Genomic DNA, 19,455 nt, shown 5'->3' with positions numbered 1-19,455 from the left:
CCCCGCTGAGTGTGTGACTATCTAGTCGAAGTTTGAACTACTAGACTTTTTGCAGAAGTCAGGGGAAAGGGAAAAGGAGAAGGGGGAAAGGAGCAATTGTTATACCTTTAACCTTTTCCCTTGCCTCAACCGAAGTTTATTGGACTTATGCAAGAGTTCTACTCTCCGCTGAAATGGCAGAGCGTGCTCTAGCTTAGCTTAATTAAGCAAGAGCAGCTTCGCGTTCTTTAGCTGCTGCGATTACTTCATCAGCCACATTTTTCGGACAGGGAGCATAGTGAGAAAACTCCATAGAAAACTGACCGCGACCGGATGTCATAGTACGCAAGTCACCAATGTAACCAAACATTTCGCTTAATGGTGCTTCGGCCTTAATGCGTACTCCCATTGGAGTTGTATTTTGGGCTTTGATCATTCCCCGACGGCGGTTGAGATCGCCGATGACATCACCCATATGATCTTCAGGTGTAAACACATCGATGTTCATAATCGGTTCGAGTAATTGGGGACCTGCTTTAGGTATGGATTGACGATAGGCAGCCCTAGCAGCAATTTCAAAAGCGATCGCTGAGGAATCTACAGGATGATAGGCACCATCGGCTAGAGTAACTTTAAGGTCTACACAGGGATATCCAGCCAGTACGCCATTTTCAATACTGTTTTCAAAACCTTTTTGTACGGCAGGCCAAAATTCTCTAGGTACGTTACCGCCAGTTACAGTAGATTCGAACTGAAAGCCACTTCCCGATTCTCCAGGCTCGATAACATAGTCAATCTTACCAAACTGACCGGAACCACCAGACTGTTTCTTGTGAGTATAGCTGTCTTCAATACGCTTGGTAATCGATTCGCGATAGGCTACTTGAGGTTTACCAATTTCTACCTCTACTCCATGAGTCCGCTTGAGAATATCAGCTTTAATATCTAAGTGCAATTCACCCATACCTTTCATGATAGTTTCGCCACTATCCTGGTCGGTTTCGACGTAAAATGAAGGGTCTTCCTGAACCATTTTACTTAAAGCCATGCCCATTTTTTCAGCCATCGCTTTATTTTTGGGTTTGACAGCAATAGAAATTACGGGGTCGGGGAAAACCATCGGCTCTAGAGTAGCTGGTTCTTTGGGATCGCAAAGGGTATGTCCTGTCTGCACGGTTTTCATACCTACGATCGCCACAATATCTCCTGCTTGTGCCATGTCGATTTCTTCGCGAGAGTTGGCGTGCATTTCCACCATACGCCCGACGCGCTCGGTTTTGCCTGTAGCGGTGTTGAGTACTGTATCTCCTTTGTTAAGCGTACCAGAATAGATCCGAGTAAAAGTTAACGCACCATAGCGATCGTCCATGATTTTGAATGCTAATGCTCGTAAGGGGGCTTTTGGATCGACGATGGCATATCCGCCAGTTTCGTTGCCCTCTAGATCGATTTCTGGTTGTGGTCTGACTTCTGTAGGATTGGGTAGATAGTCAACTACAGCGTCTAGTACTAACTGTACGCCTTTGTTTTTAAACGACGAACCACAATAAGTTGGGAAGAAAGCGAGCTCTCTAGTGCCTTTGCGAATACACTGTTTGAGCTGGTCGATAGTAATTTCTTCACCCTCGAGATACTGTTCCATTAGGGCATCATCTTGTTCGATCGCCGTTTCCACTAGCTGTTCGCGATAGACTTCTACATCGTCAACCATATCGGCGGGAACGTCTTGGATTTCATAATTTAAAGGATCGCCCGATTCATCCCAGACCCAAGCTTTACGAGTTAGCAAATCGACAACCCCTACAAAATCGGATTCTTTACCGATGGGTAGTACCATAACCAAAGGCTTAGCGGCGAGAATGTCTTCGATTTGTTTGACGACGCTAAAGAAATCCGCACCAATGCGGTCTAGCTTATTGACATAGATAATCCGAGAAACTTTGGAGTCATTGGCATATCGCCAGTTAGTTTCAGACTGTGGTTCGACTCCACCAGAGCCACAAAAAACACCGATTCCGCCGTCGAGAACTTTAAGCGAACGATAGACCTCAATAGTGAAATCAACGTGACCTGGAGTGTCAATAATATTTAACTGATAATCCTTCCAGAAGCAGCTAGTAGCGGCAGACTGAATCGTAATGCCCCTTTCTTGCTCCTGTTCCATAAAGTCGGTAGTTGCCGCACCTTCATGAACCTCACCGATTTTGTGAATTTTACCAGTAAGTTTGAGAATTCTTTCAGTTGTAGTGGTCTTTCCTGCATCTACGTGAGCGAAGATGCCAATATTTCGATAACGAGTAAGGTCTTTTTTCATATTGTGGTAAGTAGGTAATTGCTACAAATAGTTGGCGATCGCCTCGAATGGTCACTTTTAGAGAGTATTTGGTTTGGTTTCGACAACTATTTCGATTCCAAATTTCAACCACTCATAACGCGATAAATCCTTGTTTGTCAGGGAATTAGCCCCCGACCGCATTCGGCGGTGACTGTGGCAACAGTACTTAATTATCTTGCCAATTATTAATTAATAATAAGATATTTACCCGTTTACTTGTAAGTGAGGAGATCGCTACAGACTAAAAAGTTTCAAACCTTAAATTGTTGCCCTCGGGAGTCAGAGTCTGCTGAATGAATTTTTGACAGCGATTGTTTTCGTCTGCGATTAAAATTTTGGCCTGGTGTCCGTGTTGTAAAATTTCGGCGCGATCGCGGATTTCATAGGCAATGACGATCAAAAGATCTCCTGGCTGACACAACAGTGCTGCACCACCATTAGAACATATTTCGCCACTCCCTGCCTCCCCAACGATGGCATATGTAGTCCAACGGTTACCGTTGTTGAGATTAATTACATCTACTTCTTCTAGAGGTAGAATGCCTACTTTATCCATTAAATCTCGATCGAGGGTGATGCTGCCGATATAATTGACATTCGCTTCGGTCACTCTAATGCGATGAAGTTTGGCGTGCATCAATTTAATTTGAGCCATTGACTTGTGACTAGACTGCTTTTTTATCTTAGACTTTTAACTTTTACAGGGAAGAATCGGAGAGAAATATCGCACTATAATACCTTTAGACGAGTTGACAAATTAGTAGATATGAATCCCGACCAGGTAAATTGCGCTGTAGATTGCGTTAATGGTTGTGTTCTGGGCGATCGCTGCCCCAACCTAAAATATCAACAGGAAACAGCTAAATTTATTGAAGAAACTTCTCTCGACCGAATGCTCGAGATGGCGGAAATAGCCAGAATGAAAAAGTTATCTGAATCGCCTAAGTGGGTAATTCCCGACGAAATTTAAATTTAAAGCCGTCGTCAATCGTTAGACTTTATTGATAACTAATTATGTAAATACTTTTTGTGGGCATTTATACTGAATAACGTCCCTCGGCTAATGTAAACATTAGATCTCTTTGAAGTAGCCAGAACTCTTTCCAAGGGATAGAAACTTATTTGCCAAAATATTACTTGAGTGAGACATCCTGCTAAATCATCCCTGTCGAGTCCTATTAATTGAAGACCAACCAGAAGATATCGAACGCACCAAAACTATCTTAGCCCAAGCTAGCTCTGCTTTTTTCCCTAGAGGTTTCGAGTTAGATTATGCTCATACCCTAGCTGAGGGTCAAGAAATGCTCGATCGCCAAAAATTTGATGTGGTTTTGCTAGATTTGATGTTGCCAGATAGTCGGGGGATGGATACTCTAAAAGCCATAGAGAAAGTAGTCTATCGAGTTCCCATAATTGTGGAAACGGCAATCGAAGACGAAGTCGTAGCGGTAAAAGCTTTAGAATCTGGAGCCTGCGGCTATTTGCCTAAGGTTTTGCTAGATAATAACTCAATCGTCTACGCTATCCGTGCGGCGCTCGAACGGCAAAAACAACTTGCCAAGCGGGAAGCTTCTCGGCAGAGTGATGAAATAGATGTTTTAGAGCGAATGAGTGCAGCAATTCCTCACAGCGATGGACCCTTTGCCAAAGCAGAATCTTTATCTCAGAGAATGCCAGATGTCTTTAAAGAAATCGAACGACGCTACGCGCAACTGTTCGAAGGTTTTGTCGAGGAAAGACTTTACAGAGTAGAAACTCAAATTAATAAAGAATTAAATATTTTAGTCGAACAATTAGGTTATCTGCAAGCTACTCCTAAAGATGCGATCGAATTACACACGGCAGTTCTCAAGCAAAAACAAGCTAATTTTGGTCCAACAAAAGCGCAAATTTTTATCGCCGAAGGGCGTTATTTATTGTTAGAAGTAATGGGTAAATTAGCAGCTTATTATCAAAAATACTACATTGGACTGAATAAAATCAATTTGACTCAAAGCTATAATAGAGTGTCCTCGAAAGAAGATAGATGATGTAGGACAAACCTTTATTAATGTCTGAAATTTATAGATTAAAGCTGTATATTAGTGGAGATACTTCTAGAAGCCGACTAGCGATCGCCAACTTACGAAAATTTTGTCAACGAGAACTGTTCGAGCGCAATCAGATCGTCGTGATCGATATTTTAGAATCTCCCGATATAGCCGAACGAGAAAAAATTTTAATTACCCCTACTCTAGTCAAAGAATTTCCGCCGCCACAAGAGCGGGTAATTGGCGACTTGTCAAATACAAATATAGTTGCTTTCGCTCTCGGTCTGCAACCGAAACCTCTCAGGTAGCAACCACGACAACGGGAATTATAGAATTATAAAAACCATAACAAATATAACAAAATTTAAATTTCGACGTAATACAGTTTTTGATGAAACAACCACAAGAACCTTCTTTTAAAATAGCTACGGGTATATCTGGTTTCGATGAAATTTCTGAGGGAGGATTGCCTAGAGGCAGAACTACCTTAGTTGCAGGTACTGCAGGTAGCGGTAAAACCATTTTTTCCAGTCAGTTTTTGGTTGAGGGCATTAAGCGCGGACAAAATAGTGTTTTTGTGGCTTTTGAAGAACCGCCAACCATGATTCGCCAAAATGTGCGAGGATTTGGCTGGAAGATCGCTAAATTAGAATCAGAAGGTAAATGGATGTTTGTCGATGCCTCCCCTCAAGACCGCAGCATTTTTTTAGTCAGTGGAGAGTACGATCTCGAGCCCTTAATTGCCCGACTAAAATATGCCATCGAGCAAATAAATGCTCAGAGAGTAGCGATCGATTCTTTGGGTGCGATTTTTAGTTATGTACCTGATGTCCATCAGGTTCGTAATGCACTGTTCAAACTCGCCCAAACTTTAAGAGAAATGGAAGTTACGGCAGTGTTGACCTCAGAACGGGTTTCCGATGATGGAGAAATTAGCCGCTACGGAATCGAAGAGTTTGTTGCCGACAATGTAATTATTTTACGCAATAATCTTGTTGAAGAAAAACGCCATCGCAGTGTGGAAATTCTTAAGTTTCGCGGTGCTTCCCATCAGCATGGGCAATTTTCGTTTACAATTAGTGCCGATGAAGGATTTACCGTCATTCCTTTTTCTACAGACGTTCTCAAACGTCAAGCTTCCCAACAGCGGATTACTTCTGGAAATAGCGACTTAGATGAGATGTGTCGTGGCGGTTGGTTTAAAGGCTCGACCGTTCTAGCATCGGGGGCGACGGGTACGGGAAAAACCTTGATGGCAGCCGAGTTTATTGCTGGAGGAGTGCAAAACCAAGAAAAATCTCTGCTATTTGCCTTTGAAGAAAGCCGCCAACAAATGCTTCGCAATGCCAGCGGTTGGGGGATTGATTTTCGCAGTTTTGAAGAGGCAGAAAAACTCAAAATTGTCTGTCGCTATCCAGAAACAAGGTCACTCGAATCTCATTTTGTCAGTATGAGAAAACATATTAAAGAATTTCAGCCCCAAAGAGTGGCAGTAGATAGTCTATCGGCTTTAGAAAGGATTACCACAAAAAAAGGGTTTCGCGAATTTCTACTTACATTTAATACTCTAGTAAAAGAGAACGGTATTACCTGTTTGTATAGCACTAATACCGTAAACCTAGTCGGAAGTGAAACTATCACCGAATCTGATATTTCGACCAACACTGACATAATCATTTTGTTACGCTACGTAGAGGTATATGGAGCGATTAGACGAGGAATAGCAGTTTTAAAAATGCGCGGTTCTCAACATGACAAAGATATTCGCGAATTTACTATCGACGATAATGGAATGCACATCGGTCGCCCCTATCGTACTGTTATGGGAATTTTAGCGGGTAATCCGACTTACGTTGAGTCTGACGAAATAGATCGCCTGAACAATTTAGATATTTAATGTAATTAATTAGAATAAATTAAAGATTAAAGTCTTGCGAGTGCCATTTTAAAATTATCAAATGTCCACAGCAGAGGAAGATAATTTGCAGCAAAATCGCGACTCTAGCTCAAAATTGAGTCTAAATCAGATCGAGTTATTAATCCTACATAATGCACCTTCAATTGCTAGTTCTGTCGGTTCGATTCTCGATCGCACCAGCTATCGAATCGACCAAAAGCAAGTAGATACTCAAGCAGATTTTCTAAAATGCTTAAATTCTCATGTGGATCTGGTTTTATTGGTTTATTGTCAAATTTCCTTGCCCATAGAAGAAGCCGTGGACTTACTCTCGTCCCAGAACTCCACAATTCCTGCCATCCTCATCGATAGCGAACCTAGTATCCCTCGCGCCGTTCGAGCGGTCAAAGCCGGTGCTGCCGAATATTTAGCTGCTTCAGACCTAGAACGTCTGCCTGTTGCTATAGAGCGAATTCTGCCAGCAGCCAAGAACGATAATCGACTCGAAAATCCGAGCTATAGCGATCGCCAATTGCAACAGTTAATTACTCAAAATGCCGACGGTATTATCGTCGTCGATCGCCAAGGAGTAGTGCGATTTGTCAATCAAGCGGCATTAAGTTTACTGGGCAGACAGAAAGAGGAGATTGTGGGCGACTGTCTGGGTTTTCCCGTAGTAGGAGAGGATTATTTGGAGGTAGATATTCCTTCACGAGATCGAGAAACGGTTCGCGTAGCCCAGATGCGGGTTAGTGAAATTCAATGGCAGGAAAAGACAGCATACTTGGTTTCTCTGAGAGACATTACTAAGCTCAAACAGATTGAAGCCGAACGAGCCGAACTCTTAGAATCAGCACAAGCGGCTAACCGTGCCAAAGATGAATTTTTAGCGGTGCTTTCCCACGAGCTGAGAACCCCTTTAAATCCTATTGTCGGATGGGCACAGATTTTAAAGCGAGGGAATCTACCAGAAAAACAAGTTCGAAAAGGAATCGAAATTATTCATCGCAATGCGAACTTACAGGCTCAATTAGTTGACGACATCCTCGATATTTCTCGAATTATTAGCGGTAAACTCAAGATGCAGACCTCAGTGGTCAACTTAAGCGAAATTATTGATGATGTCTTGGATACAGTTCAATTGGCGGCAAAAGCTAAGTCAATCGAAATTGTTACTCATTTAGAAAATGTCCAACCAGTGCAAGGGGATCCGATGCGTCTGCAACAAATTATTTGGAATTTGCTTTCTAACGGGATTAAGTTCACTCCCCGTCAGGGAAAAGTAATAATATCTTTAAAAAGTGTCGGTAAAGACGCACAAGTTCAAGTTAGAGACACGGGTAAAGGTATCGAACCGCAATTTCTGCCCCACATTTTTGATTATTTTCGTCAAGCTGAAAATTCCAAGACCAGAACTGCTGGAGGGCTAGGATTGGGGCTGGCGATCGCTCATTATTTAGCCGAACTCCATGGTGGGACTTTAACAGCCTACAGTGAAGGAAAAGATCGAGGTGCTACTTTTACTTTTTCTTTACCAACCATACCCGAAACTAAGAATTCGGTTTAATTGAAGAGAGCTATTCTTGTTTCGGTAGTAATGCATTGTAATGGTAATCTAAAAGTCGAAACATTTTAGGAATTATAGCCGAGCTAATGAACTGCCCCAAATGCCAATCAGCTCGAATCATCAAATACGGTTCTACCCATTACGGTAAACCAAGATTCCGCGGTCAAGAATGTGGACGACAATTTGTCGAGAATGCTAGCCGTCAACCGATTGAGGAGGCAACTCGCCAGTTGATTGACAAGCTGCTACTCGAACGCCTATCGTTGGCAGCGATCGCCAGAGTCTCAGGTGTTGCTCAACGTTGGTTACAAATGTACGTCAATCAGAAATTTTATCAAATCCCTAGGACTGTTAACGTTACCCAAAAAAAAGAGGTAGGCTGACGATTCAATTAGACGAGATGTGGTCATTTCTGGGTTCCAAGAAGAACAAGCAATGGATCTGGTTGGCTATTGATGCCGAGAGCCGCGAAATTGTCGGGGTATTTGTTGGCGAGCGCTCTCGGCAGTCAGCGCCGCCGCTTTGGCAATCTTTGGGGGTGATTTATCCTCAGTGTGCGGTCTGTTACACCGACTTTTGGGAGGCTTACGAACAGGTGCTACCAAGTAAGCCTCATCGGGCTGTTGGTAAAAACACAGGTAAAACCAATTACGTTGAGCGATTTAACAATACCTTGCGGCAACGAGTGGGTCCCTTAGTTCGCAAGACCTTATCCTTCTCGAAAAAGTTGAGCAATCACATCGGCGCAATCTGGTACTTCGTTCATCATTACAATAGTCTTCTTCGAGCTTAACCATTACTATTCACCACTACCTAAATTTTAATACTTTAGCGACAGAACGGATGCCTTTATCTTAAAAAAACAAGACTTGGTAATTTTGGTTCTTAATTAAGGAAAAATAGTGGTTTGAATTAAGTTATAAAGGTTGACAGTCTAATTTTTCCGTGATTAGTTATTGTGATTGAATTTTGCCAAGTCGTGTAAAAAAGGTATAATAGCAATTTGTGTCGAATTATAAATAGGTCATGCCCAAGCTCAAAACTAAGAAGGCTGCTGCCAAACGTTTTCGTCTCAGCGGTAGCGGCAAAAAAATCATGCGCCGTAAAGCATTTAAAAACCACTTATTACAGCATAAAGACAAAGAACGCACTCGTCGCCGCCTTTCTCACATTACAGTAGTTCACGAATCGGACGAGAAAAACGTACGCTTGATGATGCCGTATATGTAGGGGCTGAGATTTCCTAAAGCTAAATTTAAATACTATTAAAAATAAACTTCAGTTAAAGAGTAATTATGTCTAGAGTTAAACGAGGTAACGTTGCCCGCAAACGCCGCAAAAAAGTTCTCAAGCTAGCAAAAGGATTTCGCGGTTCTCATTCCAAACTATTCCGCACTGCCAATCAACAGGTAATGAAAGCTCTGCGGAACGCCTATCGCGATCGCCGCAAACGCAAACGCGATTTTCGCCGTCTGTGGATTACTCGGATCAATGCTGCTTCCCGTCAGCACGGCATGAGCTACAGTAGCTTGATTGGTAAGCTAAAAAAAGCCAACGTCGAATTAAATCGCAAGATGCTCGCTCAAATTGCGATGGTCGATCCTCAAGCCTTCGCCAAAGTTACCGAAGTAGCCAATCAGGTAGATTGATAGGCGATCGCTCGCTACAGAAAGAAAAAATCTCAATAATATTTTGGTAGGGACGCTCGATAGAATTGTCCCTATTTTTTTATTAAGTATTTCATAAAAGTTGGCGATCACTTTCAGTACTTTACCTTTTGCTTATTAATCTAAATCCCGAGCTGCTTTTGCTGCTGGGACTAAATAGTCTGTCAAGGTAAAAGCATCTACGCCCAATTCCGTTCGTTCTTTTGCCGCCATAATTCCCGCGTTGGCATGCCAGCAAGCTGCTGCAGCCACCGTATCTTTAGCTAAAGCTCGCTTATCTTTAGCCGTTTGCGCCATCAAACCGCCAATTAGACCAGTTAGCACATCTCCAGTACCGCCCCGTGCCAATGCCGGCGTACTGTCAGAATTCAACCATATCGAACCTTCAGGAGTAGCGATCGCAGTTCTCGCTCCTTTTAGCACTACGATTGCTTGACTCTGTTGGGCAGCGCTGCGTACGGCACTCAGGCGATCGCGCTTCAGTTCGATTTCGGGAAACAAACGTTTAAATTCTCCGACATGGGGAGTCAAAATGGTTACCGCAGGTCTTTGAGCTAATGTGGGTATAGTTTCTAGTTGAGCTAAGAGATTTAAGCCATCAGCGTCCAAAATTAGAGGAGATTCTACCTGCAAAACCTGCTGAAAGATTGCCTCTGCATTGGTAGTCAAGCCAGGACCACAGGCAACCACATCAAAATTATCGAGATTGACTGGAATTGAGGCAATCGCCCCATCTCTGGTTTCCGGACAGCCGATAACTAGAGCTTCTGGTACCTGGCTCACCAGAAGAGGTTTTAAAGTTTCGGGCACGGCTACAGACAGCATTCCCACCCCACTCGCTCTGGCACCCAAAGCAGTTAAAATAGCTCCTCCTGAATAGCGACGAGAGCCACAAATTAATAACAAATGTCCCTGTTTGTATTTATAGGTAACTAGGGAACGAGATAGCGGTAAAAACTGGCGTACCATGTCCGGAATCATCTGCCGTACTGGGGCAGGCTGGGGTAAAACCGACCAAACATGATGGGGTAGGATGCCAAAATCAATTCTATGGGGTTGACCGATGTATTCTAGAGCGTCATCTTGAAAAAAAGCTTTTTTCCACAAACCCAAACACAAAGTATGAGTAGCGCGAATTGACCCACCCAAAACCTCACCGGTATCGGTGTGGATACCAGAGGGTAAATCGATACTAACCACAGGTTGGGATTGCTCGTCGAGCTTATTTAAGGCTACGACGATATTTTCGGGTAAGGAGCGAGTCAAGCCAAAACCGAATAGTCCATCGACAATTAAATCGCAGGGGAGTAAAGAGTCGATTTCTTCGTAAAATTCAATACCCAAACTAGCTGTATAATTAGCCTGTTTGCTAGTTAGATCTTTGGCTTTGGATAAAGGACGATAAACTTTGACTTGATAGCCAGCTAAATATAGTTCGCGAGCTATAACCAAAGCATCTCCACCATTATGACCGGGACCTACTAAAATTCCCACGGAACTCGTTTGAGGGAGAGGATAGAGAGTGGTTATTTTAGCCGTACAAAGTAACGCTGCCTTTTCCATTAATGCCGCTACTGGCATTCCCGCCTTAAAAATTTGCTCTTCTATTTGGCTCATTTCGGCGGCGGATACGATTATTGATTCGAGTTTACTCATCAATCGAACATCGGCAATCTACTATCAACCATCATAAATCTACTTTGGGACGAAAGATATCAATCGTTAGTTATTTAAATTTATTTCATCTACTATAAATGGCGTACGGAAGCGATTGTTGATTGTTGATTGTTGATTGGTAGCTACTAAATAATTAATCGCTCTTAAAAAATCACTTTGAGCAAGATTATTTGGGAATACGAGGTAGAATGGGGCGATCGCCAGCAAGTCGAACGCAATTTACGGCGTATTGCAGATATTTTTTTAACGGTTGAGTGGTATTTGCCAAGGCACGAATTAATAAACCTTTGTCGTATGGCAACAGGGAACAAGCCACCAGGATGTCTTGAGAATCAGCCTGCCGCAAATCCTCTAAGATGCTGCTCAAGGCTTCAAGATCGCTTTGAGGTAAAATTACCACTGCGCTACCCATAACGGGCATCGAGGCAAATAACTTACTTGCTTTAAACGGATTGAGTTTTCCTACCAAACGCATTGCATCTCGACAATATATTTCTCCTTCTAGCGAACTAACCTGCAGGTGGTTGAAATAATCGCGAAATTGATAGCATTCTCCTCTAGCCAATCTACCTGGAAGAATTATTTCGCTCAAAAATAGTGTTGCAGTATCGTGAAGTTCGATCTGAGTCGTCTGTTCTAAAGCTGCATCCTGATAGAGAATTAAAGGTTCCGGAATCAATTCTAAACTAGCGTTAGCCTCTAGCCTAATTTTGCTGCTAACTTTAGCAATAGTATCGAGTCTGGGCATGGGATGAACTTTGGTGGCAGCTTGATCGGTAAGATAGAGATTGGTATCTTCTGTCAGAGTTAGCTCGAGCTTTAGTTCATCTCCAGCTAATAATCCCGGGGAAGTATTCATCAGGTAGAGATAGGCGCAATGGGAATTTTTACGATCTAACCGCAGGATCGGCGACAGTCGCAACGGATAAGCGGTATACTGACTGGCAATAACAGTACGCTTGGCGCGATCGCACTTTAAAGTTAGTTCTAAATTATTCATCGGTCGCAGTCGTTATCCTAAGCGTGCTGCTGCCTCATGTAAACGTCGGTTACAATCGGCGACTATGGGACTACCATGAGCCACAGAAACTACTCGCAAGTCTGGTATGCTCTCTGCTAGCGTTCTCAACCACTGACGATAGGCGTTGCGATCCTGTATAAAAAACCGCCTACCTAAGTAAGTGATACCAAAAAATCCACTCGCTCCAATTAAACTGGCTCCTAGCCACTGAAATAAAGATTGTCCTTGGGGTGAATGCTGCCGAAAATAAGTTTTGTTTAAGTTAAATAGAATATCTGTAAAAATTAGTGCTTTTCCCGTCGGTAATGGTAGTTCGTAAACCAATTCTTGAGGACGAATACCTTGGGGTTCGTGACAAATGATTCCGTATGTAGGTAAAATTTCCTCGGCAATGCCGTCTACTGCTACTCTTTGTTCGACATAAGGTTTGGCTGCTGCGGGACAAACTACGACTAACTGCGGATAGCGTTTTTTGTATATACCAGCATCGAGTCTGTGGATGCGGTTAGGCACCACCATAATTTTTGGCGTACCTAAAGATTCTAGTTTTGCCATTTCCGATTCATTCAAAGCGATCGCACTATGAATCAGTAAACTATCGTCTCCCAATTTATAAACTACCATTTCGCGAGGAACCATAACAAAGCTGGGCGAAGTTCCAGTTACGTGCCAAAGATTTGATGCGAGTTCTTCAATCAATAGCACTATGGGGTAAAACGTGAAACTGCCATTCATTCTGAGTAGAAGTGCCTTGATGCTGACGGGGTTTAATAGCAGAGAAAAAAGAATAAAATATCTCTGGGTCATCTTGTTGTTCTCGATTCATCTCGGTAGCTGCCAAAGCGACTTAACTAACTACATATATACATCTTTTTTCGAATTGAACTTTAACTGATGCCAAATATACAGCAACAAATATACTATTACCAGCAATATTCGAGTTAATTTCAAAATAACTTAAGAGAATACCAAATTTTTTTGTATCCTCAATGATGTAAAGTCGATCTTGCTAGAGGTACGGTTTTGGAACATTACGCATCAACAATCGCCAATTTAGAACTCTTTTTATCTCAAGCAGCATTAATGATTAAAATGGCTATTGAAGCTATAGCTGTAGTTTTAGTTGCCTTTTCCATTATTAAAACCATTCCCAAAATCATTCGCAGCTATCGACACAGACAAGGAGAAGACTTCTATCGCGAGATTAGGTTGGACTTGGGACTATCTTTAGTCTTAGCTTTAGAACTACTTTTAGCCGCAGATATTGTCGGTACGTCAGTATCTCCTACCTGGAATGCGATCGGTATTTTAGTGGCGATTGCAGCTCTTAGAACCGTGCTCAACTATTTTTTAGAAAAAGAAATCAAGGATATAGAAGCGGAAAAATTAAGCCGAGGAAAAAATTAAGAGCTGATTCCTAAAGTAAATATTAAGTCAGCTAGATATCAGTCACAATAGGGATTTCAGGTGGCTAGTAGTTCAATTGTTTTAATTCGAGAAAACACTTACTACACAAGGGTTTTAGCTTGTTAAGGAATCAGCTCTTAATTAGAGTTTTCTGCGGACAATATCATCGAAACTAAATACTATTTTCTTCCTGTTTAGAAAACCGACACATTGTGTTTATAACTCATGACAGATGCAAACATTAGTTTATTTTCAATATAAATGACTCAGATAGCTTTACAAAAATTTATATATATAAAATAATAATTTCTCATTTATAGACCCACTATCTATTAACTACTAATGTCAGGAAAATCAAACCTTACCGCAGAAGAAATTAGACTAAAAGAAGATCGAGAACGACGAGCCTACTGGCGCAGATGGGGTTCCTATTTGAGCGATCGCCAGTGGGCGACGGTAAGAGAAGATTATAGTAAGGATGGCGAGGCTTGGGAATATTTTAGTTTCGAACAATCCCATTATCGTGCCTATCGTTGGGGTGAAGATGGTATTGCCGGTATCTCGGATAATCACCAAAGAATCTGTTTTGCCTTTAGTTTTTGGAATGGCGAAGATCCATTTTTAAAAGAAAGACTATTTGGTGTGACTAACGCTCAAGGGAATCATGGTGAAGATGTCAAAGAGTATTATTTTCAACTCGATAATATTCCTTCTCATGCCTACATGAAATTTCTTTATAAATATCCCCAGCAATCTTTTCCCTACGAAAGATTAGTGCGAGAAAATCAAAATCGGGATTTAAAAGACCGAGAATTTGAATTAATTGAAACGGGAATCTTTAATGAAGATAAATATTTCGATATTACGGTAGAGTACGCCAAAGCAAATGACGAGGATATTTTAATTCAGATTGAAATCGCCAACAGAGGTTCGGAAACTAAAACTTTGCATCTATTGCCTACTCTCTGGTTTCGCAATATTTGGTCTTGGGGTTATGAGGTTGAAAAACCAAAATTAAAGATCTACGATCGCCTGGAAGATTATACGGTAATTGAGGCGAACCAGCCGGATTTAGGCAAAAGATGGCTGTATTGCGAGGGTAAACCACAACCGTTATTTACAGAAAATAATACTAACTATCAACGCCTAGCATCTCAGCCAAATCCATCACCCTACGTTAAAGATAGTTTTAGTAGCTATGTGGTTGAAGGTAAACTTGATGCGGTCAATCCCGATAAACTCGGTACTAAATTTGCTGCCTATCATCAACTAGAAATAGCTTCGGGGGATACCGAAGTAGTTAAACTGCGACTGTGCGATAATCCTGAAATCGGAGATCCGTTGGGCAACGATTTCGACGAAATTTTTCAAACTCGTCTGAAAGAAGCAGATGAATTTTATCAACGCATCTGTCCTCACGAAAAAAATGCTGAATTGCGTAATATCAAGCGTCAGGCTTTTGCAGGGTTGCTGTGGAACAAGCAATATTATCACTACGTAATCGATACTTGGTTAGCAGGAGATCCCGCCCAACCAGAACCACCCGAACAACACCGGCAGGGTAAAAATAGTGACTGGCTACATCTCCACGCCGATGATGTTATTTCCATGCCCGATAAGTGGGAATATCCCTATTTTGCCGTTTGGGACTTGGCTTTTCACATGATTCCCATGGCGGCGATCGACCCCGACTATGCTAAAAAGCAATTAGATCGCCTGACTCGTGAGTGGTATATGCACCCCAACGGACAACTTCCCGCCTATGAATGGGATTTTAATGGGGTAAACCCACCGGTACACGCCTGGGCTGCTTGGCAAGTCTATAATATCGAAAAAAAGATCTATGGGCGTTCCGATAAAAAGTTCTTAGAGCGAGTGTTTCAGAAGCTACTGCTTAACTTTACCTGGTGGGTCAATCGTCAAGACCGCGATGGTAACAATGTGTTTCAGGGTGGTTTTCTCGGTTTAGATAACATCGGCGTATTCAATCGCGGTGGCGAACTACCGACGGGTGGAGAACTAGCTCAATCCGATGGTACGAGTTGGATGGCAATGTACAGCCTCGATCTCTTAACCATTGCCCTAGAATTGGCGCAGGATAACGAGGTGTACGAAGATATTGCCAGTAAATTCTTCGAGCATTTCCTCTACATCGTCGATGCCATGAATCATATCGGTTCGGAAGGAACGGATTTATGGAACGAGGAAGACGGTTTTTACTATGACGTGCTGCACTTACCCAATGGCAAGTGCGTAGATTTAAAAGTGCGATCGTTGGTCGGTTTGATTCCCTTACTAGCTGTGACTGCGATCGAAAGTGAAACTCTGAAAAAACTCAAGGGATTTAGCGGCAGAGTTGATTGGTTTGTTAACAATCGTCCTCAACTCAGTCGTAACCTTGCCTGTATGGAAGGTTGCGGTCGGAATTCTCGCCGTCTGCTAGCGGTAGTCAACCAAGATAGATTGCGTCTACTGCTACAAAAAATGCTCGACGAAACTGAATTTCTCAGCGATTATGGCATTCGTTCCGTGTCTCGCTACCATAAGGAACACCCCTACACCTTTAAGACTGATGGCGAAGAACATAAGGTTGCTTACGAACCTGCTGAATCACCTACCTATATGTTTGGGGGTAACTCTAACTGGCGAGGTCCAATTTGGTTTCCAATTAATTACTTGATAATTGAAGCTTTGCAGAAATTCGATTTTTATTACGGTGATGATTTTAAAGTAGAATGTCCTACTGGTTCCGGCAAGATGATGAGTTTATGGGAAGTCGCTTTAGAAATCGAAAGAAGACTAATTAGTATGTTTCTACCCAACGAGTCGGGATGCAGACCGATTTATGGCGACTTTGCTAAATTTCAATCCGATCCTTACTGGCGTAACTTAATACTATTTAATGAATACTATCACGGAGATAACGGTGCGGGTTTGGGTGCCTCTCACCAGACCGGTTGGACGAGTTTGGTAGCCAAGTTAATCATGCAGAGAAGTAAATATAGTAAAGAGAAGTAAATATAGTAAATAGTGGACGCGATCGCCTGTACAAACGTGGAGCAAGATGGTATCTCTAAAATTGTAGTTGCTTTAATGACATTGACGTTATGTTGGGTGATTAAAACAGGGGAATGGTTGCATCAACATCAACCAATTAACATCAAGAAACATGGTTGTAAAGCTAAAAGTATCTTTCGTTATGGTTTTGATTTTTGTTTACTTACGCTCCATTGTCACTGATTTAGATTTAAAACAGAATAGATTTGTCCACTCTTGACAATTTTGTCCTCGTATCTCAAAAGAAGTAGGCTCTGCCAACACTACCTAGGAAAGCTTGGGTAGAGAAGGAAGAAGAATCTGTTTTTGTTCAAAGGAGTTGCAATTACTATACTAATTTTGCTACATTAGTTGAGCGCAAATAAAAAGTTAGGCAGGATAGCTCAGTCGGTAGAGCAGAGGACTGAAAATCCTCGTGTCGGCGGTTCAAATCCGCCTCCCGCCATTGTTGTACATTTGTGTACATTAAAAATTATTTGTCAGATTTAAATAATTAATGTCAAAAAACTCCATGACTTGAACGATTTTATAGACGTTTGAGCCTTTTTTGTGTTTTTATTGGTTTAAAGTGCAAAGATTTTTGCCTAAAAAACCAGATTTAAAGAATTAATGTCAAAAATTAACGAGATCTATTTTACTGAAACACACTAACAGTTTTCAGTCCTCTGCTCCTTTCAACTTTTTCCAATACAGAAATCTTTCAACATCTCCCATAGCGGGAGAGGTGAAGCAACCACTATTGAGAATTTCTCTAATATTTGTTAAATCTGGCAGGACGATACTACTAACTCGATAGCAAACCGCTATTTCTACAATCGCCTTAGCTAACAGGCGATCGCCTATGGTTCCTCTCTACCCGAACATGAATCGACAATTATTTTATAGGTTAAAATAATGACAACTTTTGCCAAACCCAAGCATGGGCGTAATCCCCGCGAGGTTCGACAAAAACCCAGAACCAAGATAATTCAATACTTTTAGCCATTGAGCTTTTGTAACTTTTGTATTATGAGAGAGGTTTTCGGGTCAAAATTTGGAGCTTCGACAATTTTAGCTGTAGAAGCTATACGCACTCTAGTTTTAAGGCGGCGCTGTCGCTAACCACTTAATCCCAACTACGGGACTGAAACATTACAATTTTATCTAAGCGATCTAATAAGCCAATAGTCGCTAACCACTTAATCCCAACTACGGGACAATCCTTCGCCAAAAAAAGACCAGAGAACATACCCCCTGTCAAGAGATTTTTAGCAGCAGAGAATAATTTTTACTATTTTTGGAGTTGATTCAGGTGAAATATTAAGTAACAGGAACCGAGTGAATCGCTCCGAGGTTAGCCACCTGATTCTTGATGCAAGAGATTAAAATAGGCTCTGGTTGTTGCCGAAGTAATTTAATGACCTCGTCAACATATTTGAAGGCTCTATAGCAAGCCTTCAAGTCCAAGATACTAAACTGTGGATGGCGAGCTCCTCGAAAGTCACGTAAGAGCTGACCGGAGAGATTGATCGTGAAGAAGGCTAGATTCACGGCATTAGTTATGGCGGTTTGGGAGATATATTCATAAAATCCTCCAACCCCCAGAATTGTTTAGCTTTCTATAGAGCGAATTGATACGCCTAATTTCTTTGCTGCTGCTTTTTTTCTTTGACTGTAAGTAGCGCGATCGCATGGTTCGGTTAAACTTTAGTTAATTATTGAATGTACATCTAAACAGACTTGTTCGTGTTGAAGTAAGAACTGACAGTTTCCTTGTTAAAACTTGTAAACTATAAACAGCGATCGACAAACAGCAAACTAATTTAACTGTCGATTTTTTCTCTAAGTAACTCCGTGTCTATTATTGCAGTCGAAAATCTTAGCAAAATTTATCCAGTTGCGGTCAAACAACCGGGAATTAAAGGAACTCTAACTCATTTCTTTCGCCGAACCTATCGCGAGATCGTGGCAGTACAAAATGTTTCCTTTTATATCGAGCCAGGAGAGGTAGTAGGTTTTCTGGGTGCTAATGGCGCGGGTAAAACTACTACCCTGAAAATGTTAACTGGATTGATTCATCCTTCTGAGGGTAAAGTTAGGGTAGCTGGTTACATTCCCTTTCGTCGTCAACCCCAGTTTTTACATAAGACTAGTCTGGTGATGGGACAAAAACAACAGCTACTTTGGGATTTACCCGCTCTCGATTCACTTAAAATTAATGCTGCGGTTTATAATCTCTCCGATAAAGTCTTCAAACAGCGGCTAAGAGAATTAGCACAGATGCTCGACATTGAAAGCAAATTAATTCAACCAGTGCGCAAACTATCTTTAGGAGAAAGAATGAAAGCGGAGTTGCTCGCCGCTCTTTTGCATCATCCTCAAGTGTTGTTTTTAGACGAGCCTACTCTCGGTTTGGATGTTAATGCTCAAGTCGCAGTAAGAGAATTTTTACAAGAATACAATCGACGGTATCAGGCAACTATTTTGCTTACCAGTCACTATATGGCAGATATTACCGCCTTGTGCGATCGCGTGTTGTTAATTCATCAAGGACGACTAATTTATGATGGTAGTTTAGCTGGACTGTTGGATCGTTTTGCTCCTTGTCGTGAAGTCAGAGTAGAACTCGCTCATCCCATCTCAAAGAGCGAATTAGCTAAATATGGAAAGGTAGAAGCGAGCGATGGACAGCAGGTAAGATTTTTAGTCCCAAGAGAAGATTTGACTGCTACTATTTCTCGTCTGCTTTCACAATTACCGATACAGGATTTAAGCGTCGGCGATCCACCTATAGAAGAGGTTGTCGGTCGTCTGTTTAGTGCGGGAACGGTATCTTGAA

Annotated in this window: 17 protein-coding genes, 1 tRNA gene and 1 pseudogene; 13 read left to right on the top strand and 6 right to left on the bottom strand. The window is 41.9% G+C overall.

Translation table 11 applies throughout. The features are described from left to right. Positions 1-202: 202 nt before the first annotated feature. Positions 203-2,293 (bottom strand): elongation factor G, encoded by a 2,091-nt coding sequence (gene fusA, locus ACLFKQ_RS17640; RefSeq protein ID WP_449001088.1) that lies wholly within the window; start codon positions 2,291-2,293, stop codon positions 203-205. Positions 2,294-2,555: 262 nt separating this feature from the next. After that, entirely contained in the window at positions 2,556-2,969 is a 414-nt protein-coding gene (gene panD / locus ACLFKQ_RS17635; RefSeq protein WP_449001087.1) for an aspartate 1-decarboxylase, read from the bottom strand. A gap of 111 nt (positions 2,970-3,080) precedes the next feature. Between panD and ACLFKQ_RS17630 the strand changes: the two genes are divergently transcribed. The 8 genes from ACLFKQ_RS17630 to rplT all read left to right on the top strand — a co-directional run bounded on the left by ACLFKQ_RS17630 (position 3,081) and on the right by rplT (position 9,457). Further along, positions 3,081-3,284 carry a hypothetical protein gene (locus ACLFKQ_RS17630; RefSeq protein WP_449001086.1) on the top strand — a complete coding sequence of 68 codons (204 nt, stop codon included), beginning with the start codon at positions 3,081-3,083 and terminating at the stop codon, positions 3,282-3,284. A gap of 178 nt (positions 3,285-3,462) precedes the next feature. Next, on the top strand, positions 3,463-4,344 hold the full coding sequence (locus tag ACLFKQ_RS17625; protein ID WP_449001298.1) for a response regulator: 882 nt from the start codon (positions 3,463-3,465) through the stop codon (positions 4,342-4,344). Between the two features lie 20 nt (positions 4,345-4,364). After that, on the top strand, positions 4,365-4,652 hold the full coding sequence (locus tag ACLFKQ_RS17620) for a circadian clock KaiB family protein (protein WP_449001085.1): 288 nt from the start codon (positions 4,365-4,367) through the stop codon (positions 4,650-4,652). A gap of 80 nt (positions 4,653-4,732) precedes the next feature. Next, positions 4,733-6,241: a circadian clock protein KaiC gene (kaiC, locus tag ACLFKQ_RS17615; protein ID WP_449001084.1), complete on the top strand. Its 1,509-nt coding sequence runs from the start codon at positions 4,733-4,735 to the stop codon at positions 6,239-6,241. A gap of 61 nt (positions 6,242-6,302) precedes the next feature. Next, complete coding sequence (locus ACLFKQ_RS17610; protein ID WP_449001083.1) at positions 6,303-7,808, top strand: ATP-binding protein; 1,506 nt, start codon at positions 6,303-6,305, stop codon at positions 7,806-7,808. Positions 7,809-7,894: 86 nt separating this feature from the next. Beyond that, a protein-coding gene (locus tag ACLFKQ_RS17605) for an IS1 family transposase (RefSeq protein ID WP_448999162.1) occupies positions 7,895-8,601 on the top strand; the annotation gives its coding sequence in 2 pieces (ribosomal slippage) (positions 7,895-8,168 and positions 8,168-8,601; 708 coding nt in all). 233 nt (positions 8,602-8,834) lie between these two features. Next, positions 8,835-9,038, top strand: a complete 204-nt coding sequence (rpmI, locus tag ACLFKQ_RS17600) for a 50S ribosomal protein L35 (RefSeq protein ID WP_449001082.1) — start codon at positions 8,835-8,837, stop codon at positions 9,036-9,038. A 65-nt stretch (positions 9,039-9,103) separates the two neighbouring features. Continuing rightward, positions 9,104-9,457 carry a 50S ribosomal protein L20 gene (rplT, locus tag ACLFKQ_RS17595; protein ID WP_449001081.1) on the top strand — a complete coding sequence of 118 codons (354 nt, stop codon included), beginning with the start codon at positions 9,104-9,106 and terminating at the stop codon, positions 9,455-9,457. Between the two features lie 135 nt (positions 9,458-9,592). Here the strand turns inward: rplT and ACLFKQ_RS17590 are convergent, their stop codons facing one another. The 4 genes from ACLFKQ_RS17590 to ACLFKQ_RS17575 all read right to left on the bottom strand — a co-directional run bounded on the left by ACLFKQ_RS17590 (position 9,593) and on the right by ACLFKQ_RS17575 (position 12,999). Continuing rightward, positions 9,593-11,131 (bottom strand): NAD(P)H-hydrate dehydratase, encoded by a 1,539-nt coding sequence (locus tag ACLFKQ_RS17590; protein ID WP_449001080.1) that lies wholly within the window; start codon positions 11,129-11,131, stop codon positions 9,593-9,595. Between the two features lie 187 nt (positions 11,132-11,318). Next, positions 11,319-12,152, bottom strand: a complete 834-nt coding sequence (locus ACLFKQ_RS17585) for an urease accessory protein UreD (RefSeq protein WP_449001079.1) — start codon at positions 12,150-12,152, stop codon at positions 11,319-11,321. 12 nt (positions 12,153-12,164) lie between these two features. Continuing rightward, positions 12,165-12,872 (bottom strand): hypothetical protein, encoded by a 708-nt coding sequence (locus tag ACLFKQ_RS17580; protein WP_449001078.1) that lies wholly within the window; start codon positions 12,870-12,872, stop codon positions 12,165-12,167. Beyond that, entirely contained in the window at positions 12,865-12,999 is a 135-nt protein-coding gene (locus tag ACLFKQ_RS17575) for a hypothetical protein (RefSeq protein ID WP_449001077.1), read from the bottom strand. Before ACLFKQ_RS17575 ends, ACLFKQ_RS17580 begins: the two co-directional genes overlap by 8 nt. 197 nt (positions 13,000-13,196) lie before the next feature. Here ACLFKQ_RS17575 and ACLFKQ_RS17570 point away from each other — a divergent pair, with 197 nt between their 5' ends. The 5 genes and pseudogenes from ACLFKQ_RS17570 (at position 13,197) to ACLFKQ_RS17550 (ending at position 19,454) form a co-directional block, all read left to right on the top strand. Beyond that, positions 13,197-13,580 carry a DUF1622 domain-containing protein gene (locus ACLFKQ_RS17570; protein WP_449001076.1) on the top strand — a complete coding sequence of 128 codons (384 nt, stop codon included), beginning with the start codon at positions 13,197-13,199 and terminating at the stop codon, positions 13,578-13,580. A gap of 342 nt (positions 13,581-13,922) precedes the next feature. Continuing rightward, on the top strand, positions 13,923-16,598 hold the full coding sequence (locus ACLFKQ_RS17565) for an MGH1-like glycoside hydrolase domain-containing protein (protein ID WP_449001075.1): 2,676 nt from the start codon (positions 13,923-13,925) through the stop codon (positions 16,596-16,598). Between the two features lie 54 nt (positions 16,599-16,652). After that, positions 16,653-16,857 (top strand): annotated as a pseudogene (locus tag ACLFKQ_RS17560) (IS4 family transposase); the annotation flags it as partial. A 152-nt stretch (positions 16,858-17,009) separates the two neighbouring features. Next, positions 17,010-17,082 (top strand) — tRNA-Phe (locus ACLFKQ_RS17555). Between the two features lie 1,388 nt (positions 17,083-18,470). Further along, positions 18,471-19,454: an ABC transporter ATP-binding protein gene (locus tag ACLFKQ_RS17550; protein ID WP_449001074.1), complete on the top strand. Its 984-nt coding sequence runs from the start codon at positions 18,471-18,473 to the stop codon at positions 19,452-19,454. Position 19,455 lies beyond the last annotated feature (1 nt).

The organism is Myxosarcina sp. GI1(2024) (assembly GCF_053543375.1).
The sequence above is the reverse complement of the archived record's forward strand: the minus strand, read 5'-3'. Positions and strand labels throughout refer to the sequence as shown.